The 20437-nt window shown below is 42.0% G+C and carries 21 protein-coding genes; 15 read left to right on the forward strand and 6 right to left on the reverse strand.

From position 1 onward, the window contains the following. Positions 1-86 precede the first annotated feature (86 nt). The gene (cax, locus tag IQ19_RS09745) at positions 87-1148 is read left to right on the forward strand and encodes a calcium/proton exchanger (RefSeq protein ID WP_144542236.1); all 1062 of its coding nucleotides are present in this window, start codon (positions 87-89) and stop codon (positions 1146-1148) included. Between the two features lie 473 nt (positions 1149-1621). Further along, on the forward strand, positions 1622-2443 hold the full coding sequence (locus IQ19_RS09750) for a YfkD famly protein (protein ID WP_144542237.1): 822 nt from the start codon (positions 1622-1624) through the stop codon (positions 2441-2443). A 36-nt stretch (positions 2444-2479) separates the two neighbouring features. On the opposite strand, the gene yfkAB is transcribed toward IQ19_RS09750, so the two are convergent. Then, positions 2480-3601, reverse strand: a complete 1122-nt coding sequence (gene yfkAB / locus IQ19_RS09755; protein WP_144542238.1) for a radical SAM/CxCxxxxC motif protein YfkAB — start codon at positions 3599-3601, stop codon at positions 2480-2482. Between the two features lie 163 nt (positions 3602-3764). On the opposite strand from yfkAB, the gene IQ19_RS09760 reads away from it, so the two are divergent. Together IQ19_RS09760 and ggt are read left to right on the forward strand one after the other, a co-directional pair. Then, positions 3765-4457, forward strand: a complete 693-nt coding sequence (locus tag IQ19_RS09760) for a YtxH domain-containing protein (RefSeq protein WP_144542239.1) — start codon at positions 3765-3767, stop codon at positions 4455-4457. A 415-nt stretch (positions 4458-4872) separates the two neighbouring features. After that, a complete protein-coding gene (gene ggt / locus IQ19_RS09765) occupies positions 4873-6579 on the forward strand; it encodes a gamma-glutamyltransferase (protein WP_144542240.1) in 1707 nt (568 codons plus the stop codon). Between the two features lie 12 nt (positions 6580-6591). Here ggt and IQ19_RS09770 read toward each other — a convergent pair whose 3' ends face one another. Further along, entirely contained in the window at positions 6592-7107 is a 516-nt protein-coding gene (locus IQ19_RS09770; protein WP_144542241.1) for a DUF421 domain-containing protein, read from the reverse strand. Positions 7108-7287: 180 nt separating this feature from the next. Between IQ19_RS09770 and IQ19_RS09775 the strand changes: the two genes are divergently transcribed. From IQ19_RS09775 to IQ19_RS09820, 10 genes are all read left to right on the forward strand, one after another. Then, entirely contained in the window at positions 7288-7473 is a 186-nt protein-coding gene (locus IQ19_RS09775; protein WP_144542242.1) for an SE1561 family protein, read from the forward strand. A gap of 313 nt (positions 7474-7786) precedes the next feature. Further along, positions 7787-9340 (forward strand): fumarate hydratase, encoded by a 1554-nt coding sequence (locus tag IQ19_RS09780; RefSeq protein ID WP_144542243.1) that lies wholly within the window; start codon positions 7787-7789, stop codon positions 9338-9340. Between the two features lie 121 nt (positions 9341-9461). Next, positions 9462-10253, forward strand: a complete 792-nt coding sequence (pdaA, locus tag IQ19_RS09785) for a delta-lactam-biosynthetic de-N-acetylase (protein ID WP_144542244.1) — start codon at positions 9462-9464, stop codon at positions 10251-10253. A gap of 304 nt (positions 10254-10557) precedes the next feature. Continuing rightward, positions 10558-11439: a DNA-3-methyladenine glycosylase family protein gene (locus IQ19_RS09790; RefSeq protein WP_199749439.1), complete on the forward strand. Its 882-nt coding sequence runs from the start codon at positions 10558-10560 to the stop codon at positions 11437-11439. Positions 11440-11458: 19 nt separating this feature from the next. After that, the gene (rlmD, locus tag IQ19_RS09795) at positions 11459-12841 is read left to right on the forward strand and encodes a 23S rRNA (uracil(1939)-C(5))-methyltransferase RlmD (RefSeq protein ID WP_144542246.1); all 1383 of its coding nucleotides are present in this window, start codon (positions 11459-11461) and stop codon (positions 12839-12841) included. A 256-nt stretch (positions 12842-13097) separates the two neighbouring features. Next, on the forward strand, positions 13098-13253 hold the full coding sequence (locus tag IQ19_RS09800; RefSeq protein WP_144542247.1) for a DUF1540 domain-containing protein: 156 nt from the start codon (positions 13098-13100) through the stop codon (positions 13251-13253). A gap of 209 nt (positions 13254-13462) precedes the next feature. Further along, on the forward strand, positions 13463-14929 hold the full coding sequence (locus tag IQ19_RS09805) for a protein adenylyltransferase SelO (protein WP_144542248.1): 1467 nt from the start codon (positions 13463-13465) through the stop codon (positions 14927-14929). Positions 14930-15142: 213 nt separating this feature from the next. After that, positions 15143-15496: a VOC family protein gene (locus IQ19_RS09810; RefSeq protein ID WP_144542249.1), complete on the forward strand. Its 354-nt coding sequence runs from the start codon at positions 15143-15145 to the stop codon at positions 15494-15496. Positions 15497-15626: 130 nt separating this feature from the next. Next, on the forward strand, positions 15627-16466 hold the full coding sequence (locus IQ19_RS09815; RefSeq protein ID WP_415801809.1) for an SPL family radical SAM protein: 840 nt from the start codon (positions 15627-15629) through the stop codon (positions 16464-16466). A gap of 43 nt (positions 16467-16509) precedes the next feature. Beyond that, positions 16510-17265 carry an AAA family ATPase gene (locus IQ19_RS09820; RefSeq protein WP_144542251.1) on the forward strand — a complete coding sequence of 252 codons (756 nt, stop codon included), beginning with the start codon at positions 16510-16512 and terminating at the stop codon, positions 17263-17265. A gap of 51 nt (positions 17266-17316) precedes the next feature. On the opposite strand, the gene IQ19_RS09825 is transcribed toward IQ19_RS09820, so the two are convergent. The 4 genes from IQ19_RS09825 to IQ19_RS09840 all read right to left on the reverse strand — a co-directional run bounded on the left by IQ19_RS09825 (position 17317) and on the right by IQ19_RS09840 (position 19182). Further along, positions 17317-17733: a VOC family protein gene (locus IQ19_RS09825; protein ID WP_144542252.1), complete on the reverse strand. Its 417-nt coding sequence runs from the start codon at positions 17731-17733 to the stop codon at positions 17317-17319. 97 nt (positions 17734-17830) lie between these two features. Next, entirely contained in the window at positions 17831-18133 is a 303-nt protein-coding gene (locus IQ19_RS09830; protein WP_144542253.1) for a DUF5634 family protein, read from the reverse strand. A gap of 111 nt (positions 18134-18244) precedes the next feature. Continuing rightward, positions 18245-18679, reverse strand: a complete 435-nt coding sequence (locus IQ19_RS09835; protein ID WP_144542254.1) for a MarR family winged helix-turn-helix transcriptional regulator — start codon at positions 18677-18679, stop codon at positions 18245-18247. 26 nt (positions 18680-18705) lie between these two features. Continuing rightward, the gene (locus tag IQ19_RS09840) at positions 18706-19182 is read right to left on the reverse strand and encodes a glutathione peroxidase (protein WP_144542255.1); all 477 of its coding nucleotides are present in this window, start codon (positions 19180-19182) and stop codon (positions 18706-18708) included. Positions 19183-19612: 430 nt separating this feature from the next. Between IQ19_RS09840 and IQ19_RS09845 the strand changes: the two genes are divergently transcribed. Continuing rightward, positions 19613-20332 carry a FadR/GntR family transcriptional regulator gene (locus tag IQ19_RS09845; protein WP_144542256.1) on the forward strand — a complete coding sequence of 240 codons (720 nt, stop codon included), beginning with the start codon at positions 19613-19615 and terminating at the stop codon, positions 20330-20332. The last annotated feature ends 105 nt before the right edge of the window (positions 20333-20437 follow it).

Raw genomic sequence — 20437 nt, forward strand, 5'->3', positions numbered from 1 at the left:
TTTGGTTTGCATATAGTCACATATGCCAAAAAAATGGATGAGAAGGCAAGAATAAAAGAACATTATGAGAAAAAGGAGACAGACATATGACAAATAAAATTTTCATGGTGCTGGCTTTTGCCGGCGTACCGCTTTCTGTAATCGGCACACTGATGCATTGGTCCAATATTCTGCTGTTTGCCATCTACTGCATTACTATTATTGCGCTGGCCAGCTATATGGGAAGAGCAACGGAAAGCCTTGCCATTGTAGCAGGCCCACGGATCGGTGGCTTGCTTAATGCCACCTTCGGGAACGCCGTCGAGCTTATTATCTCGATTTTCGCGTTAAAAGCAGGGCTGGTTAGCGTGGTTCTTGCATCACTGACAGGATCTGTATTAGGGAATTTGCTCTTGGTTGCAGGCTTATCCTTTTTTGTTGGCGGAGTAAAGTTTAAAACCCAGACATTTAATGTATATGATGCCAGGCATAACTCGGGCTTGCTGATGTTCGGCGTGATCGTTGCCTTTGTCATCCCTGAAGTCTTTGCGATGACGATGGATGAAGCGAAAACTATCACCTTCAGTATCGGCATCTCCGTTATTTTAATAGCACTATATTTAGCAGCCTTATTCTTTAAACTTGTAACCCATCGAGGTGTCTATCAGCATAATGAGGAAAAGGGCAGCCATCATGAGGAAGAAGAACCGGAGTGGAGCAAAGGAAAGGCGATTGCCGTCCTTGCTATCGCTACTGTGGCAGTTGCGTATGTATCGGAAAATCTGGTTCATACGTTTGAAGAAGTCGGAGAAGCGTTTGGCTGGACTGAGCTATTCATTGGTGTAGTGATCGTTGCCATCGTTGGTAATGCGGCAGAACACGCATCTGCAATCATTATGGCTTATAAAAATAAAATGGATATTGCGGTCGAAATTGCTGTTGGCTCCACCTTGCAGATTGCGATGTTCGTGGCGCCAGTCCTCGTGCTGCTCTCCTTAATGTTCCCGACAGCCATGCCGCTAGTTTTTACATTGCCTGAGTTAATCGCAATGGTTACATCCGTGCTTCTAATGATTGTCATCGGGAACGATGGTGAAACGAACTGGTTTGAAGGCGCTACTCTGCTGGCTGCGTATATAATTATGGGAATTGGTTTTTATCTGCTATAGACTCACGAGCAGCCGATCTCGAAATCAGGCAACATTAAACAAACCGACTCTGAATGGATCTCAGAGTCGGTTTTTATATTTGGTATTTAAGTACATTTTTCATAAAGGTATATGTTTTTAGAGGATTAGCATTCTGTTCGCTTTCAGGCATTGATCACCAACCTTCATGTTGAGATTTGATCACGTAACCTAACTTGCTGATGACTTAACAAAAAACGGATTCATCCTCCTTTTAAAATAAAAGTACGGTTGACTTCATCTGCCCTCCTTTTGCTGAGAGTAAGTTAATTATACAACGTTATTTGATATTTGTAAATATTCTGATTTTTACAAAATCATTACAAATGAAAATATGGCTGAAATAATAGCTTTTGTAGCCGGGCTTATTTTTCATGGTATGGATAATATCCCAGTCCTCCGAAAAAACTATAATCAAACCTAAAAAGTTTGTGAGTTGAAAGGAGTAAGACATCATGAAAAAATACGTTAGCATTCTTTTTTTAGGTCTTATATTAATGCTGTCATTCCATCCGGCTGCCGAGGCACAAAAAGGGGCTGAGAAACCTGCGAAACAGCCGCAAAAATCGATCAACGTTCCAAATTCGGTGTTGAATGTTACGAAAGAAAATACCTATCCGAATCCGGCGCAGGATATGCCAACTCTGCAGCCGAGTGAATTGGCCCAGCAGCTGATTGACTCCTCCAAGGTAAAAATCGAAAATCCGGATCTCATCCGTATGCTGAATGAAACATCGGTCAGCAGCACTCCTTTTGCAATCGGATACCGGGCAATCGTATATCTCGGGCAATGGCCGCTTAATTATGAATCATCGGAAACCTCTCCGAACTGGGAGTACCAAAAAATTAACACGAACTACTTTGACAATCGCGGAGGAAAAGCACCGTACCAAATCCATTATGTACAGGAAGCGCAAAAGGTTGTCCGTGGGGGATTAACAGCAAAAGTTCCCAATGCTGAAGATGTGAAGAAGATGATGCTCCTGAAAGCGATGGAAAAGTCAGGGCTTCCACTTGCTTTTGAGACGATCATTGGGGCAGGTACAAAAAAAGATCATATATATAATATTCCTCCCAAACGATTAGGCTATCTGTATGGTTATGCACCTGCGATTAATGAAAAAGGGAAAGTAACGTATGGGGAAGTTTACTTAATGTTAAAAGGGAACAAAAGAATGATTGTCATCAAAAATGTAACTTCTCAGGGAATTGGTGCATGGATCCCGATTCAGGATCACGTCACATTTGGATTTGTCGTTTCCGAACGGCCAAGATAAGAAAGCAGCCAGCCATTTTCAGGCTGGCTTTTATTGTTAAATATTGGATCGAAGTTTCTTAAAGTCGGTTTCTTTATAATAGCTGTTTTTCACAAGCACGTTAGGTCCAAGACATCTGACCCCGGGACAATGGCAATTAAGAGAATCGGCAAGCTCCGTTTTGCCCCATTTTTGATAAACATTCTCTAGCCGGTCATTCCTTACATTCCCTAGTGGAGGTGTGTCACCAAAGTCAGTGACGATAACATCCCCTGTGAAAATATTTATATTTAAACGTGACCGGCCGTCCGGGTCATTTCTGACTGTTACATTTTTAGATGAATGCAATCTTTTTAATAACTGTAAATCTTCTTTATTGCTGCTGCAAGCATAGAAGGGCAGGGTGCCAAAAAGCATCCATGTATCCTTATTCCGCACATCCAAAAGGTGGTGGATAGCTGATCTTAATTCTTCGAGAGATAGCGTTTCCAAAGAAGAAGCGAAATCCGAGGGATACATTGGATGGACTTCATGGCGCTGGCATTTCATTTCTTCGGTAATTTGCTTATGAATTGTTTCAAGATGGGGCAGTGTCCGTTTGTTCAGCATTGTTTCAGCAGATACCATGACACCAGCTTTAACTAGTTCCCGGCTGTTTTCGATCATTCTGTTAAAAAGCTTTTGGCGCTGCTCGATTTTGGGCTTTCGCTCCATCATGGCAAATCCGCCTTCTATAAAGTCCTCTTCTGTTCCCCAGTTATGTGAAATATGCAGGACATCCAAATACGGTATGATCTCTTCGTAACGATTTAATTCCAATGTGAGATTAGAATTTACCTGGGTTCTGACACCCCTTCCACGTGCGTAGCGGAGCAAAGGCGCTACATAATTTTCCACTGATTTTTTTGAAAGCATTGGTTCGCCGCCTGTTATACTCAAGGATCTTAAATGTGGAATCTCTTCAAGCCTCTGCAGCAATAGTTCAATTGGCAAAGCGTCAGGATCCTTAGGCTGCAGTGTATAGCCAACTGCGCAATGCTCACAGCGCATGTTGCATAAAACTGTAGTCGTAAATTCAATATTTGATAATCGTAATTCCCCATGCTGGTCTATGTCCATATAAGCTTCCCACGGATCATGTTTAGTTGTTATGGGTAAAAGTTCAGTATTCATAGAAATCTCCTTTTAAACGAAGTCCTTTGACATTATTTAATCTTTAATAGCAAATGTCAATCGATAGATTGAACTAAAAATGCATTTTAAAAGTTTATTTTTCTCTCCGGCGGGAATTAATTCAATAACAATCAATAATTAAATTTAAAAATTAAGAGGAGGATTCAACATGGATCAGAAGAATACTTATAATACAACAAACACAACAACTACTATGGATTCAGTTTATGGACAAGACATGAATACAATGAGTTCAACTTACGGACAAGATATGAATGCAATGAGCTCCAATAATGGACAGAATAGCAAGCTAATGAAAGGCATCGTTCTTGGCGGAATTATTGGCGGAGCGCTGGCAATGCTTGATACCCAAACAAGAACAAAAGTGAAAACGAAAGCTATGGATTTGAAAGATACCTCTGCAAACCTTATTTCTGAAGTGAAAGATAATCCTGGCGATGTAAAAGAAAATATGATTAACCAGTTTAAAAATGCTTCAAACACATTGAAAGATGCTATTAAAGACGCACAGAATTTATATCAGCGTGTAAACCAAGATGTATTTGGCAATATGGATGTGGTGAAAGAAGTTTCAAACGAAGCTATGTCAACAGCTAAGGAAGCAAAAAGTGATCTCGCAGATATCGGCTCAAAAGTAAAAGAAGCCGGCTCTGAGCTAATGGAAAATCCCGTTGAAAACAGCGGAGGTTCAAATGCAAGCTCAGGCTCAAATTCAGGCTCAACATCTGGCTTTCAAACAACAGGCTCAACGAACAGCACAGATTCAGCTTACCCTGTTGAGCGTGATGAAAGTGCTGTAAGCTATAGCCCGGATGTTCAAAAGAACAGCAATAACCTATAATTTTAAAAATAGGCTCTGTAAAATTTGCCTGTTGATTTCAGCACGAGGCACTCAGCGAACAGCGGGCGGTCCGACGCTCCCCGTCGCTTTGCTCCTGCGGGGTCTTCCTTTGATCCGCACTCCCGCAGGACTTTGAATAAGCTTCCCTGAAATAACACCGCACGAAGGAAATGCGAATGCATTTTCGTGGGATTAGTGCCTTCCGCTCCAATCAACAGGGTGCTAAAATACAACAATAAGCTTTAACAGAGCTAAAAAAAAAAGCCTCTGCCACTAAAATAGGCAGAGGCTTTTTTGTGGTAAAGGAAAGGATCATGTTGTTTTGGTACCTTTTCCTAATCATGGTTGTTTCATATATAGAAGAGGGGGGTAACCCTTAAGTATAGATGAAGGACAATCTCTGGAGGTTAAAAGTATGGGTTATAGACGAGGGAAATCATTATCAAAGGATATGGAAAAACAGTCGCATGAAAGAGAAACTGCGGTTGGGACGGCCGGTATGGTTGTAAGTCCTCATTCGGTCGCAACCGATATTGGCGAAAAGATATTAAGGGAAGGCGGAAATGCAGTTGATGCAGCCGTTTCCATCCAATTCGCCTTAAATGTAGTAGAGCCTATGATGACAGGCATTGGAGGAAGCGGATTTTTCATGGTATATGATAATAAAAAGAAAGATGTAAAAATATATGATGGACATACAAGAGCGCCAAAGGGTGTACATTCGGAAATGTTCTTGGACGATAACGGGGAAGTAATTGACTTCCGCAAACGCTCTACCCATGGAACAGCTGTTGGCATTCCAGGAATCTTAAAAGCAATGGATAAAGCTTTGGAAGAACACGGATCCAAACCGCTGGCTGACTTGATTCAGCCGGCGGTAGAAGCTGCTGAGAGCGGCGTTGAAGTAAACTGGGTACTCGAAGAAGCACTGCAGAATTTCCATTACAGACTTGGCAAAGAAGCGAAAGCTTTTTATTTTCCTGAGGGTGAACCACTTAAAGAAGGAGATAGCCTTGTAAAAGAACACCTGGCTAAAACATTCCGGATTTTGCAAAAAGAAGGGATCTCCGCTTTTTATGAAGGAGAGATTGCAGAGGCAATTGTTGCAAACCTGAAGGAAGAGGGCGGATTTATGACCCTTGAAGATCTAAAAAATTACCGGCTGACAGTTGACGAGCCAATTTGGGGAGAGTACAAAGGCTACAAAATAGCTTCATCTGCTCCTCCGAGTGCTGGCGGGCTGACAGTAATCCAAATCTTAAAAATCCTTGAGAAGTTTGACTTAAGCCAGTATGATGCAAAGTCATGGGAAAAGTACTATCTGATAACGGAAGCGATGCGATTGGCGTTTGCTGACAAAATTGCCTACTCAGGTGATCCGGAATTTTCGGATCTGCCGATTAAAGGGCTGCTCCATGATAATTATATTGCTGACAGGGTAAAGGCTGTTAATTTTGAACGACGGAATGATGCCATAGATTTTGGAAATCCATGGAAATACCAGGATGGGGACCCTAATCAAGTCATTCGCCAGCCTGATGATTTGGAGAAGAGTGAAACAACCCATTTTACCGTTGTCGACCAATGGGGCAATATTGCGGCATGCACTTCTACGGTAGAGCATCCATTTGGATCCGGCATTATGGTAAAAGGGTATGGGTTCCTGCTTAACAATGAGTTAACTGATTTTGATGCCAACCCGGGCGGAATTAATGAGGCACAGCCAGATAAAAGGCCGGTCAGCTGCAAAAGTCCAACGATTTTGTTTAAGAATGATAAGCCGGTCCTGACTCTAGGTTCACCTGGGGGGCCGACTATAATCGGCTCAGTATTCCAAACGATTATTAATGTGATTGATCATAAGATGAATTTAAAAAAAGCGATTGAAGAACCTCGAATTTTTGCTAGCGCAGGTCCGCTAATTGAATGGGAACCTGGAATCAGCATGGAGGCCAAAGGAGAAATGGAGTCAAGGGGGTTTGAATTTGGAGATGATCCAAGCCGAATCGGCAATGTTCAGGCCATTCAAATCGACCGAGAAAGAGGCCGCCTATATGGGGCAGCTGACTCCAGCCGTGAAGGAAAAGCAGCCGGAATAACTGAAGATCAAATAATAAGCTGATGCCTTATGGCGTCAGCTTTTCTTTTGGCTTACATTTGAAAGGGTTGAGCTGCTGCTAAAGCTGCTCTTTTTAATGACGGAAATATTCCCATCAGTTTCAAGCACTACGGCTTCCACATCTTTTAAAGAAGAGATGCCTTGAGCACGCGCTGCCTGCAATACCTCGACTTCCAAAACACGGTTCTTTCTTAATGAAGAGCTTATAAAACTTCCCTGATAATATAGCAGGTCAGGATTGGATTTGATTAACTCACTGAACTTGGATGAACGGACTGAGAGCCATGCAACAATATATTGAAGTCCAATTAGAAGAGTGAAAGCTGTCAGCCCCTCAGCAAGGGATACTTTTTTGTTAAGAAGTATCGTGGCAAGAGTAGAACCTAGGGCAACGGTTACGACCAAATCAAATGCATTCATTTTTGATAAAGTTCGTTTGCCTGAAATTCTGAGAAATAGGACAAGCGAAGCATAGCTCAACAATCCGATTAAAAGGACTCTTCCAATATCCTGCCAACTTGAAAAAAACATATCTATTCCTCCTCTTCATATAATGTCTATTCCTTTAAAGAGTATTAAATAAACAGCCAGCAATTTTTTTGAAAAGGGATATTGAGCAGAAGGAAGGGTGGGTATATTATGTACAACTACGCATTTGCCGAAATACTGAAATTCATGTAGGATGTAAACGAGACGAAAGGAGAGAACGTTTTGGGAAGTCCGATTCATGACAAAAATACGCAAGTAACCTTTTTAAAACAGCGCTTAAATATGTTCCTGGACGTATTGGAAGCAATTGAGCCAGAGGACACGGAACTCGAAGACATTGACCGTTTAATTGAAATGATTGACGACCTTGAATCCAAATGCCGTGAATTCAATAACCGGGAAAACTAAAAGGAGCCTATGGGCTCTTTTTTAATTGTTGGCACCATTTCCTGTATTGAAGTACTCCCTTGCAAAAGCGAAAACGTGATTTTTGCCTTTCAAATGCTGATTTTTGCTGATACCACGCCAACTTATAAGAAACAGGCCACTATTCCTGCTATCACTTTTTGCATGACGAAATTTCCTCTTTAATCCTGTAAACGATTGCAAGGTGGGTCTTTAAATACGTTTCGGATAGGAGTATAATGGTAGACGATAAATAATTGAAATTTTCATAATAGATAAGAGCTATATAGGGAGTAAAGGGAAGGGGACCAAAGCAATGAATATCGATAAGTTTCAGGAAAGCATGTATCAGCTGATTGTTGAAACATCCACAAATCTTCCGCGCGACGTCCGCCGTGCAATTAAAGCGGCGAAGGAAAGAGAAAGCGCCGGTACAAGAGCAGCAATGAGCTTAGCAACGATTACAAATAATATTAAAATGGCTGACGATAATGTGTCGCCAATTTGCCAGGATACAGGTTTGCCAACTTTCAAAATTAAAACACCTGTTGGCGCCAATCAGCTTGTGATGAAGGAAGCGATCAAAAATGCGATCGCCAAGGCAACAAAAGACGGAAAGCTTCGCCCGAACTCTGTTGACTCATTGACAGGCGAAAACAGCGGGGACAACCTTGGGTTTGGAACGCCTGTAATTAAATTTGAACAATGGGAAAAAGACTACATCGACGCACGCCTGATTTTAAAAGGCGGCGGGTGTGAAAATAAAAATATCCAATACAGTCTTCCTTGCGAGCTTGAAGGTCTTGGCCGAGCTGGCCGCGACCTGGACGGCATCCGCAAATGCATCATGCATTCTGTTTACCAGGCACAAGGACAAGGCTGCAGCGCCGGCTTCATTGGCGTGGGCATCGGGGGAGACCGTTCTTCAGGCTATGACCTCGCAAAAGAACAGCTTTTCCGCTCTGTAGATGATGTGAATCCAAATGAAGATCTTCGCAAATTGGAAGAGTATGTGCTAGAAAACGCCAATGAACTAGGAATCGGCACAATGGGCTTTGGTGGAGAAACAACACTTCTAGGCTGTAAAGTTGGCGTAATGAACCGTATCCCTGCCAGCTTCTTCGTATCTGTTGCCTATAATTGCTGGGCATTCCGCCGCCTTGGCGTTGCCGTAAGCATGGAAACTGGCGAAATTAATGAGTGGATGTACCAGGAAGGCGAGAAAATCGACTTCGGTGCAACTGAAGCTGAGCTTGAAACAGCTGCAGCAGTCGAAACGGAAGAACAAACAAATATTGTTACATTGCAGGCGCCAATTACTGAAGAGCAGATCCGCAGCCTGAAGGTAGGGGATGTGGTACAAATCAACGGCATGATGTACACGGGCCGTGACGCCATCCACCACCATTTAATGGACCATGATGCTCCAGTTGATCTTAACGGACAGGTTATTTACCACTGTGGCCCTGTTATGATGAAAGACGAGGAAGGTAAGTGGCATGTAAAAGCGGCTGGCCCGACAACGAGTATTCGTGAGGAGCCTTACCAGGGTGATATTATGAAAAAATTCGGCATCCGCGCGGTTATTGGAAAAGGCGGAATGGGGCCAAAAACATTAGCAGCCCTTCAGGAGCATGGCGGCGTTTATTTAAATGCAATCGGTGGAGCGGCCCAATACTATGCAGACTGCATCAAGTCTGTTGAAGGCGTCGATCTTATGGAATTCGGCATCCCTGAAGCAATGTGGCACTTAAAGGTTGAAGGATTTACAGCCGTTGTCACAATGGACTCCCATGGCAACAGCCTTCATAAAGATGTAGATAAATCATCCCTTGAAAAATTGGCTCAATTCAAAGAGCGTGTATTCTAATCAATATAGCAAGAGAGACTGTAACAGGTCTCTCTTTTTTGTGCAATTTTTTGCCAATCAAGCCTGCGAATGTTTTTATCCCTATCACAAACACTAAGAAAAAAATATTGGAGGAGCTCAGATGAAAAAACTAAGCATCGTCCTGAGTGCTTTTTTCCTGTTTTTTTCTGGAACAGCATACGCGGACTATGGAAACTCTCCGATCCATTGGGGGTTTAAAAAAGCAAAGGATGAGGTGCCGGCAGAAGCAGGGAAACCGCTGGATTCATTGCTTGAAAGGCATGGCTCGTATTATAAAGGCGACACAGGCAAAAAGGATATTTATTTAACTTTCGATAATGGTTATGAAAACGGATATACAGGCCAAATTTTGGACGTTTTAAAAAAGGAAGAAGTTCCGGCTGCCTTTTTTGTAACAGGGCATTATTTAAAAAGTGCGCCAGATCTAGTTAAAAGGATGGCTGCTGAAGGGCATATCATTGGGAACCATTCCTGGCATCATCCCGATATGACAAGAGTCAGCGATGAGAAATTTGTAAAAGAGCTAGAAATGGTCCGGACAGAAACAGAAAAGCTAACGGGTGTTAAGCAAATGGCTTATTTGCGCCCGCCTCGCGGAATTTTTAGCGAAAGGACATTGGCTCTAGCCCAAAAAGAAGGCTATACCCATGTATTTTGGTCATTGGCTTTTGTTGATTGGAACACGGACAGGCAAAAAGGCTGGCAATACTCATATGATAATATTATGCGACAAATTCATCCTGGCTGTATCCTGCTTCTTCACACTGTTTCGAAGGATAATGCAGATGCATTGGAAAAAGCCATTCAGGATTTGAAAAAGCGCGGCTATTCGTTTAAGAGCCTTGATGATTTGTCATGGGAGCAGGCAATTGGAGAGAGAATGCTTTACTGATTTGGGTTTGGCCGATAAACTAATGAAATTGGCCGATAAATCTCCAATATTGGCCGATAAAATTAATAAAATCCATTCGGCATTCGAGTATGGGCTGTATATCGTATGAATTGGCCGTTAAAATGATAAATCGGCCGGTATTTTACCTGAATTGGCCGTTAAATTTAAATTTTAGGCGGAAAATGGACTTGAACATTACTAAATTCTATTAAGGCATAGAAATAGACCCAAATTTAGGGTCTATTTCTTTATAGGACGTACATTTTTAGTAAAAGCTCAACAAAAAATGCTATAATCGGGGAAAATGATAAAGGACGGATTCTTCTTGGAAAAGATACAAGTAGAAGGACCTTATAATTTTGACCTTGTACTGGACCGGCTATCGATTGATCCTCTCAATCAAGTTGATCATGTCGGCCGGTCCGTGAAAGTGCCAATGCTGCTGAACTGTACACCAGTTGTGGGAAAAGTAAAAGCCATTGGAACGACTGAGGCTCCTGAATTTTTAATTGAAGGAACAGATGGCCCTTTTAAAGAAAAAGCAGCCGAACGCCTATCGGAAATTTTTCAATGGAATTTGCCACTCGAGACGATTCATCAGCATTTTCAAAATACAGATTTAAAGCCGATTTTCGATAAGCATTATGGAACACCAATCGTCCTTGACTTTGATCCATATGGATGCCTATTGAAGTGCATCATTCATCAGCAGCTGAACCTTTCATTTGCCCACACTTTAACAGAACGTTTTGTTAAGGCGTTTGGCTTTGAAAAGGAAGGCACCTGGTTTTACCCGCTTCCGGAAAGAGTGGCGGAACTTACGGTAGAAGATCTTCGCGAACTGCAATTCAGCGGACGTAAAGCAGAGTATGTAATCGGTATTGCAAGGGAGGCAACTTCAGGAAATTTAAGCTTTGAACAGCTTAAAAATCTTTCAGATGACGAAATTTATGATAAACTAATCAAATTGCGTGGTGTCGGCCCCTGGACAGTGCAGAACTTCCTGATGTTCGGACTCGGCAGGCCAAACCTTTTTCCGTTCGCAGACATAGGCATACAAAATGCATTAAAAAAACTATTTCAATTAGAAGCGAAACCGACTCTTCATGAAATGGAGAATTTTTCAAAGAGCTGGAATCCTTATTTAAGCTATGCCTCCCTCTACTTATGGAGGAGCATCGAGTAACTTGGAGTGATGAAGCACCATGAAACAGGAACAAACCGTTAAATTAAAATTAAAGCAGACATTTCCGCTGACCATCAAAAGACTTGGCATCAACGGCGAGGGCGTCGGCTATTTTAAAAGGCAGGTCGTCTTTGTGCCAGGAGCATTGCCAGGCGAGGAAATTGTGGCAGAAGCAACGAAAGTAAACCCGAAATTTGCTGAGGCAAAAATAAAAAAAATCCGCAAAAAATCGGAGTACCGTGTCCAGCCGCCATGCCCTGTTTATCACGAATGCGGCGGTTGCCAGCTTCAGCATCTCCGCTATGACCGACAGCTGATGGAGAAGCGTGATATCATTATTCAAGCTTTGGAGCGCCATACAAAGCTTGACCCTGAAAAGCTCAATATAAAAGAAACAATTGGTATGGAAGACCCATGGAACTACCGAAATAAAAGCCAATTTCAGGTTGGCCAAAAAGACGGAAAAGTACTGGCAGGGTTATATGGCATGAATTCACACCGCCTGATAAACATCGAACATTGTGCCGTCCAGCATCCACAAACAACACAGGCGACAGAAACGGTCAAAAGAATTCTTCAGGACTTGAAAATTCCTATATATAATGAAAGAACCCGAAAAGGAATCGTTCGAACAATAGTTGCCAGAGTCGGAATCCAGACAGGTGAACTTCAAGTTGTACTTATAACAACACAAAAAGACCTTCCGAAGAAGGATATTATTATTGAAAGAATCAAGAGCGAGCTGCCTGAAGTAAAATCAATCATCCAAAATGTTAATGGTGAAAAAACTTCTCTGATTTTTGGACAGGAAACCATGAATCTTGAAGGAAGCGACTTTATTCAGGAAACGCTCGGAGACCTGCAGTTTGAACTATCAGCCCGGACGTTCTTCCAGCTCAATCCGGAACAGACAGTCAAGCTTTACAACGAAGTAAAAAGAGCAGCGGCACTTACCGGGAAAGAAAAAGTGGCTGATGCCTACTGTGGAGTTGGAACAATTGGCTTATGGGTGGCAGACCAGGCAGCTGAAATCCGCGGCATGGATATCATTCGCGAATCCATAGAAGATGCCAAGAAAAATGCTGCCCGCCACGGCATCAAACATGCCCAATATGTGGTCGGAAAAGCTGAAGAATGGCTGCCAAAATGGACAAAAGAAGGCTGGAAACCAGACGTCATCATCGTCGACCCGCCAAGAACCGGCCTGGATCAGCAGCTGCTTAAAACAATTTTAAAAGTGCAGCCAAAGAAAGTTGTCTATGTATCCTGCAACCCATCGACATTGGCGAAAGATATCTCAGTTCTTAGTCCCAAATATAAAGTAAATGGAATTCAGCCTGTGGACATGTTCCCTCAGACGGCACATGTGGAAAGTGTGACGGAGCTGGTTTTCAAAAATTAACTAACAAACAAACCCCACTTTTTCCGTTTTTATGTCAGCTATTGGAATAAAGTTAGTACAAAAAGGGTGGAGGAAAGTGCCTGCACTCCTGAAATGTTTAGGTGACATAAATTCGGTAGTGGCAGGCATTTTTTTTTTAAAATAGTTAAGTCCAAGAGTCTTTCTTTTGGACAGGCATCTCCTTTAATTGAAAATTGGCGGTTAGTCCCTCTCCAAAAGGGGTATTGATTACTAAACCAATAAGGAGGTGGCCTACATGGAAGTTGAGGTATTATGTAACGTAGAAAACTGCAAATACTGGGCAGAAGGAGATAAATGTGTTGCCGATTCTATTTATGTCATTGGCCAAAATGGCAGAGAGGCAGAGGATGTTGAGGAAACAGCTTGTAAAACCTTTGAACATCGCGAGTAGTGAAATAGGATAGGTGTCTGGCCGCTAGTACTTTCGTTTATTAACGAACTAGGGGGCAGGCACCTTTTTTATTTGAGCCATCATTAAGGCGAAAAGGTATAATAAAATAGAAGAAGAAGACATTATAAAAAGCTGCAAATGTTAAGCAGAGAACTATAACAGAATAAAGAAAAATCTGATAAAAAAGTCAAACAAGAAAAGGGGATACGATGACAAATAAGAAAGAAACAGGATGGAACTTTGACAACAGTTATGCCAGGTTACCGAAATCATTCTTTTCCAGCGTTAATCCAAATCCTGTAAGTTCGCCGCGCTTGGTCATACTCAATGGTTCGCTGGCAAATTCACTGGGGTTGAACGCTGAAGCGCTGCAAAGCGAAAATGGCCTGGCCATACTTGCCGGCAACGAGGTTCCTGAAGGGGCTTCGCCTCTTGCTCAAGCTTACGCAGGGCACCAATTTGGGCATTTTAATATGTTAGGTGATGGCCGTGCAATGCTGATTGGCGAGCAAATCACTCCGGAGGGTGAACGGGTTGATATTCAGCTTAAGGGGTCAGGCAGGACTCCATATTCCCGTGGGGGAGATGGCCGTGCTGGACTCGGGCCCATGCTGCGCGAGTACATCATCAGCGAGGCCATGCATGCGCTTGGAATACCAACGACCCGAAGCCTGGCAGTGGTGACAACCGGCGAGTCAATCATTCGTGAAACTGAGCTGCCTGGGGCCATTCTAACCCGAGTGGCTGGCAGCCATCTGCGCGTAGGTACCTTTCAATATATTGCAAATTGGAGGCCGGTTGAGGAACTGCAGGCGCTGGCTGATTATACAATTAAGCGCCATTATCCCGAAATTGAAGGAAATGAGAACCAATATCTCTCCCTGCTTCAGGAAGTAATCAAGCGGCAGGCTGCGCTGATATCGGAATGGCAATTGGTCGGCTTCATACACGGGGTTATGAACACCGACAACATGGCTATTAGCGGAGAAACCATCGATTATGGACCATGCGCCTTTATGGATTCCTATGATCTGGCAACCGTATTCAGCTCTATTGATAGGGAAGGCCGATATGCTTATGGAAACCAGCCCTATATTGGCGGGTGGAATCTCGCAAGGTTTGCTGAAACTCTTTTGCCTTTGCTTCATGAAGATCAGGATGAGGCTTTAAAAATAGCCCAGGATGCCATTTCCGATTTCAATAAAATATATCAAAGTCATTGGCTCAGGGGCATGAGAGCAAAACTGGGGATCATAAACGAAGAAGAGGAAGATGAAACACTTATTACAGACCTCCTCAAGATCATGCAGAAGTCTGGTGCTGACTATACCAACACCTTCCGCTCATTAACTTTGAATAATGTGGAGGATACGGATCTAGGTGGAAACCCTGAGTTTACCCAGTGGTATGAGAAGTGGCAATCAAGACTGGGCAGGCAGGAAGAATCGAAAGACGCTGCAATTCAATTAATGAGGAACAGCAATCCTGCACTTATCCCTCGAAACCACAAGGTAGAAGAGGCATTGGAAGCTGCAGTAAAGCAAGGAGACTACAATGTGATGAAAAAGCTTCTTGATGTACTTTCAAACCCATATGCATATTCGCCTGAACAGGATGAATACTGCCAATTGCCCGAACCATCAGCACGTCCTTACCGAACTTATTGCGGTACATGATATAGAAACATTAGGAGAGGCTTACTGCTTCTCTCAAATATTTACCAGGATGCTATCTCTTTACTTGAGATAGCATTTTTTGTTTAGGATACGTCTGACCCTAACACTGGTTAGGCGCTTTTTATTCTCTTTAAAAAGATTATCAAATTAGCAGGAATTGTAAACTCATAAATAGAAGTACTGTTAGGTCTATTTTTAAAGGGAGGAATTTCCATGTTGAATAAGCTATGTGTACTAACCGTAAAGGTAGATAATTTGCAAGCTGCTATTAAGTTCTATACAGAGATTTTGGATTTCGAAATTTCGAAGCATTATGGAGAAAAAATTGCCAGTCTTGTCCATAGTGAGGTTCCAATTGTCCTGGAGGAAACTGAGGCAGAAAAACGGGATTCTAATGTTTTGCCTGGTATTCTTTCCAAGGATATTAATCGAGATTTCAGCAGAATGAAGGAGGCTGGTGTGAAAGTGCTTTTTGATGAGCCGCAGCCTTGTCCTCCTGGGCGTTATTTTGTTATTGAAGATCCTTCAGGGAATCAGATAGAGATCGTGGAATTCTCAAACTTTTAGAAATCGAAAAACTCACCTATCGCTCCCTCACCCTTATCGTTTCCATACTTCTAATCAGGATTGACGTACTTTCGACTAAAAGATATTATATCTATATACAGAACTTATGTTCGTTTTTATAAAATAGGTGATCAATGTGGATATACAGCTAAAAGAGATCGTTTCAAAGAGTATACTAACCCCTGCCAAAGGTGCGATAGATGATTTTTCCCATTCTTTAAATCCTTACGCCGGATGTGTATTCGGATGTAAGTATTGTTATGTAAGGGAGCTTCCTGGTTCTATATTCCGTGAAGAGGAATGGGGGGCATGGATTGATATTAAAACGAATGCCGCAGAGCTTTTGGAAAAAGAATTGATTAAGGCTAAAAAAGGAGGACCTGTAGCGTTGTTTATGTCCTCTTCAACTGACCCTTATCAGCCTATTGAGTACACTTCAAAGCTTACAAGAAGATTATTGGAAGTAATGCTTAAGAATCAGCCGGACTTTTTGCATGTTCAAACTAGGTCTCCCTTAGTAAAGCGGGATATTGACCTATTCCAGCAATTCGGAGAGAAAATCAGGATCTCCATGACGATTGAGACGGACAAAGATGAAGTCAGGAAGACGTTTGCTCCATCGGCGCCGCCTATCCCGGCAAGAATGGCTGCGTTAAAAGAAATCAAAGAAGCTGGGATCATAACACAAGCAACAATCGCCCCGTTGCTGCCATGCTCAAGGGAATTTCCCGCTAAGCTAAAATCAATTGCCAACCGAGTAACGATTGATGATTTTTGGATGGGAGACGGAAGCAGGGGCAGAAGGGCTGAGAAACTCGGGATCCGCATGATTTATGAAGATTTGGGGTTGGAAAAATGGTATAATCCTTCAGCCTATAAAGTCGTTTTAAAGATGCTCCAGCAGGAATTTCAAGATGCTCCGATTCAACTCGGCGTATCCAAAAGCGGCTTTAGCCCTGATCGTAAATAGGGAAAAATGTTAAAGTATGAGAAAATCAATTGGAGGTATTAGTATGGATATATTAAGTGCGCAGTATGTAAGAAGCGTTAGCCTTAAAAGAGATGCTGTACCTTCCTTTAAAGACTATCCCTTTAATCTTCCTAGTTTTAAGACGTTGGACGAGCTGCCTTTTCACCCGAAGGTTACCTTTTTAATTGGTGAGAATGGGATGGGCAAATCTACTTTACTGGAAGCGATAGCGGTTGCTTTGGGGTTTAATGCTGAAGGCGGATCTTTCAATTTTAACTTCTCAACGTTTGATACCCATTCTGAGCTTGGGAATTATCTTAGGGTAATAAAGGGTTTTGATAAACCAAGGGATGGATTTTTCCTAAGGGCGGAGAGCTTTTATAATGTTGCTTCCAATATTGAAGAAATGGATCGTGAGGGGGGCGGGCCTCGGGTGATTGATTCCTTTGGCGGCCGTTCATTGCATGAACAATCACATGGAGAGGCGTTCTTTTCCACATTCCTTCATCGCTTTCGCGGCAACGGAATATACATATTGGATGAACCGGAGGCTGCGCTTTCTCCGTTACGGCAAATGTCCATGCTGACAAGAATCCATGATTTGGTTAATGAACACTCACAGTTTATCATTGCCACTCACTCGCCGATCATCATGGCGTATCCTACTGCCGCAATTTATGAATTCAGCGAGGAAGGCATTATAGAAAAAAAACTAGAAGAAACAAATCATTACAGGATCATGAAACAGTTTTTTGATAATCAAAAAAGAATGATCCATCATTTGTTAAATGATGAATGAAAATGGAGGCTTTCAGCTGAAGCCTCCATTTTTACATGAAATATGTATTTGTTATTCACTATCATAATTGAACAGCCAGGTTATCCCAAACTTATCTGTTAATTGGCCATAACATTTGCTCCAGAATGTTTCCTGCAGCTCCATGCCTACAGTACCGCCTTCTTTCAGTTTGTTAAAGTACTTTTTAAGGTCATCCGGCTCTTTAATCACTATAGCAAGGTTGATGTTATTTCCAACCGTAAAAGGCATCCCAGGGAATGTGTCAGAAAACATCACGTTGCTGCCGCAAATGTTAAGGCGTGTATGCATAACCAAATTCTTTGCTTCCTCAGGCAATGGATATTCCGGGTTGGGAGGAGAGTCCCCAAAAGTCATAATCTCGGGTTTCTCTGTTTCAAAAACCTCCGCGTAAAACTCAACAGCTTCCCGGGTATTTCCATTAAAATTAAGGTAGGCATTAACAGCCATTCTTTTCACTCCTTTTTAAAAATCTAACTTCATTATAGACAAAAAATTCGAAATTAAATATAGTCCAAAAGGGTTCATAAACCTTTATTACTAAAATTTAAATCTCCCGGAAAGCTTGATCTAAATCGTTAAATCCCCTTCGATCATCTTTTTGGGGCTCATCGGTTTCAACCGTCCACTCATTTTTTACAGGGGCTAAGCCGCCATTATCATTCTTGGTATACGGGCTATGTATATGATAAGTTTTTCCTGATTTTTTCACTGTGTAGCCCATATAGTATTGGTTATCCTGGCCTTCTTCCTCAAAAATCCCAATGTCATCAATCCCATATTTGGATATGTAGGATTGTAACGGCTCCTGTAATGCATTGATGATCTGTTCTCGTGGTAAAAAATCCATCGTTTATGCTCCTTTCCGATTTAACCTATACTTAATATGGCTTTTTTCGGGGTTATTAAACGTAGAGGTATAAAAAGAGTACCCCAGTTTAGTGAGGTACTCTTGCTTTCCCTAAATCCGCCCCTTTACCTTCCTTCGCAGTGTCCCAAGCTGCATCATCAGCTGTTCATATTCCTCCAGCTCAATTCGGCACGTTTGGATGGTTTCGCTGACTTTTTGGGTAATAGGATGTTTTTCTTGGCGGGCTTTATCCTGCAAATAAATATTTATTTTTCGTTCATCTGTTTTGGACCTTTCTTTCCGGAGCCAGCCATTTGATGCCATCCTTGCAATCATTGGCGTGAGGGTTCCAGTTCCCAGATTTAGTCTTTCTCCAAGCTCCTTTGCGGTTACTCCGTCTTTTTCCCAAAGTGCTAAAAGGACAAGGTACTGGGGATAAGTCAAGCCGAATGGCTGAAGAGCGCTTGTATACAATTTGGTAAATTCGCCTGCTGTTTCATAAACTGCAAAGCAAAGCTGTTTGTCCAGTGTTAAAAAATCTTTCACATGATCACCTGAAAATTTAGTAGTAATTATATTACTTTCTTTATATCGTCCTCAATTTTTCCTGGCTCCGTTGTTGGAGCATATCGTTCAACAACATTGCCTTTGGGGTCCACAAGAAATTTTGTGAAATTCCACTTGATGTTCTTCGATAGGAGTCCTTTTTTCTGTTCTTTTAGAAAAACAAATAAAGGGTCGGCGTTATCTCCATTTACATCGATTTTCGCGAAAATCGGGAAGGTTACACCGTAGTTGATCTGGCAAAATTCTGTTGTTTCACTAATGTTATCAAATTCCTGGTTATTAAACTGATCGCAAGGAAAGCCCAGGATCTCCAAGCCACTGTCCTTGTACTTTTCATATAGTTCCTGAAGCCCCTTGAATTGTGGGGTTAATCCGCATTTGCTTGCAGTGTTGACAATAAGCAATGGCTTTCCTTCGTAGTCTTTCAAAGATTTCAGTTCATCATTTGTTTTTTTAACCTCAAAATCATAAACAGTTGTCATAAAGAATCCTCCTGAATAAGGTTTTGTATCGTGTGCGATTTAATCTTAGGCGATTTAAAATCGTAATGCAACTAATTAGCTTTTTTCTGAAACTATTCATGATGCTGTTCCGTAAAGTAGTCAATATGGATTTATTGGTTTTATCCAGGGAAATCAGCTCCATTTCCTGAAAATGACCAGTTAGTGGAAGAAATAAATTCAACTTTCCCCATAGCGAAAGCCAGCCAGATAAGAGATGTCATATTCATCGATAAGCATCATGCATATGTACCTTTTATAGCTATTGTTTTATCAAAAGAGGGTGTCCAAAAGCTATACTTTGAGGACGCCCTATTTGTTCTATTCAAAGGAACCGCTTACAAATTAGCCGTTGTCGCTTCACCAATATTACTATAGAATCATAAGTAGATACATAACGAGGTGAACACTGTTGAATTATAAACGAATTAAACCGCGTAAAATATATGAAGAAGTGGCTGAGGCCATTATGGATATGATTAAGTCAGGGGAATTGAAGCCCGGGGATAAGCTGGATTCGGTGCAGCAGCTGGCGGAAAATTTCCAGGTTGGCCGTTCAGCAGTCCGGGAGGCATTAAGTGCACTGCGGGCTATGGGGCTGGTGGAAATGCATCAGGGAGAAGGGACTTATGTCCGCGAGTTCAATTCCAATATGCTCAAACTGCCTGTGCAAATAGCTGTTTTAATGAAAAAGGATGATGTGAAAAATCTGCTGGAGGTCCGCCGGATCTTGGAGGTCGGGGCAGTGGAAGCTGCAGCGTTAAGATGGACGGAAGATCAGCTTAGCGAAATCAAAGAGGCGCTTGAACAGATGAAAAATGCCAATGATGAAGAATTAGGGGAAGAGGCAGATTTTCGTTTCCATATGGCCATTGCAAAAGCATCACAAAATGATTTGCTGATCAGCCTTATGAATAATGTATCGGAAATGATGGTTACTACTATGAGAGAAACGCGCCGGTTATGGCTTTATTCTGAAAAATCCACATTGGGCCGTCTAACCCACGAGCATTCAAGCATTTATGAAGCATTAGAACAAAGGGACGGGGCTAAGGCACAAAGGTTATTGCTCGAGCATCTCCAAAGTGTGGAAGAAGTATTGATGAAATATTTTCATGAAATAGAAGTGTAAGTAAAAAGAGCCCAACCGTTAAGATGCCTTTTAACGGTCGGGCTTTATTTTTAAAATTTTTAAAAAATACTATTGAGATATGAAAGCGTTTTAATTATACTGTTT

The organism is Cytobacillus oceanisediminis, assembly GCF_007830235.1.
Classification (GTDB): domain Bacteria; phylum Bacillota; class Bacilli; order Bacillales; family Cytobacillaceae; genus Cytobacillus; species Cytobacillus oceanisediminis.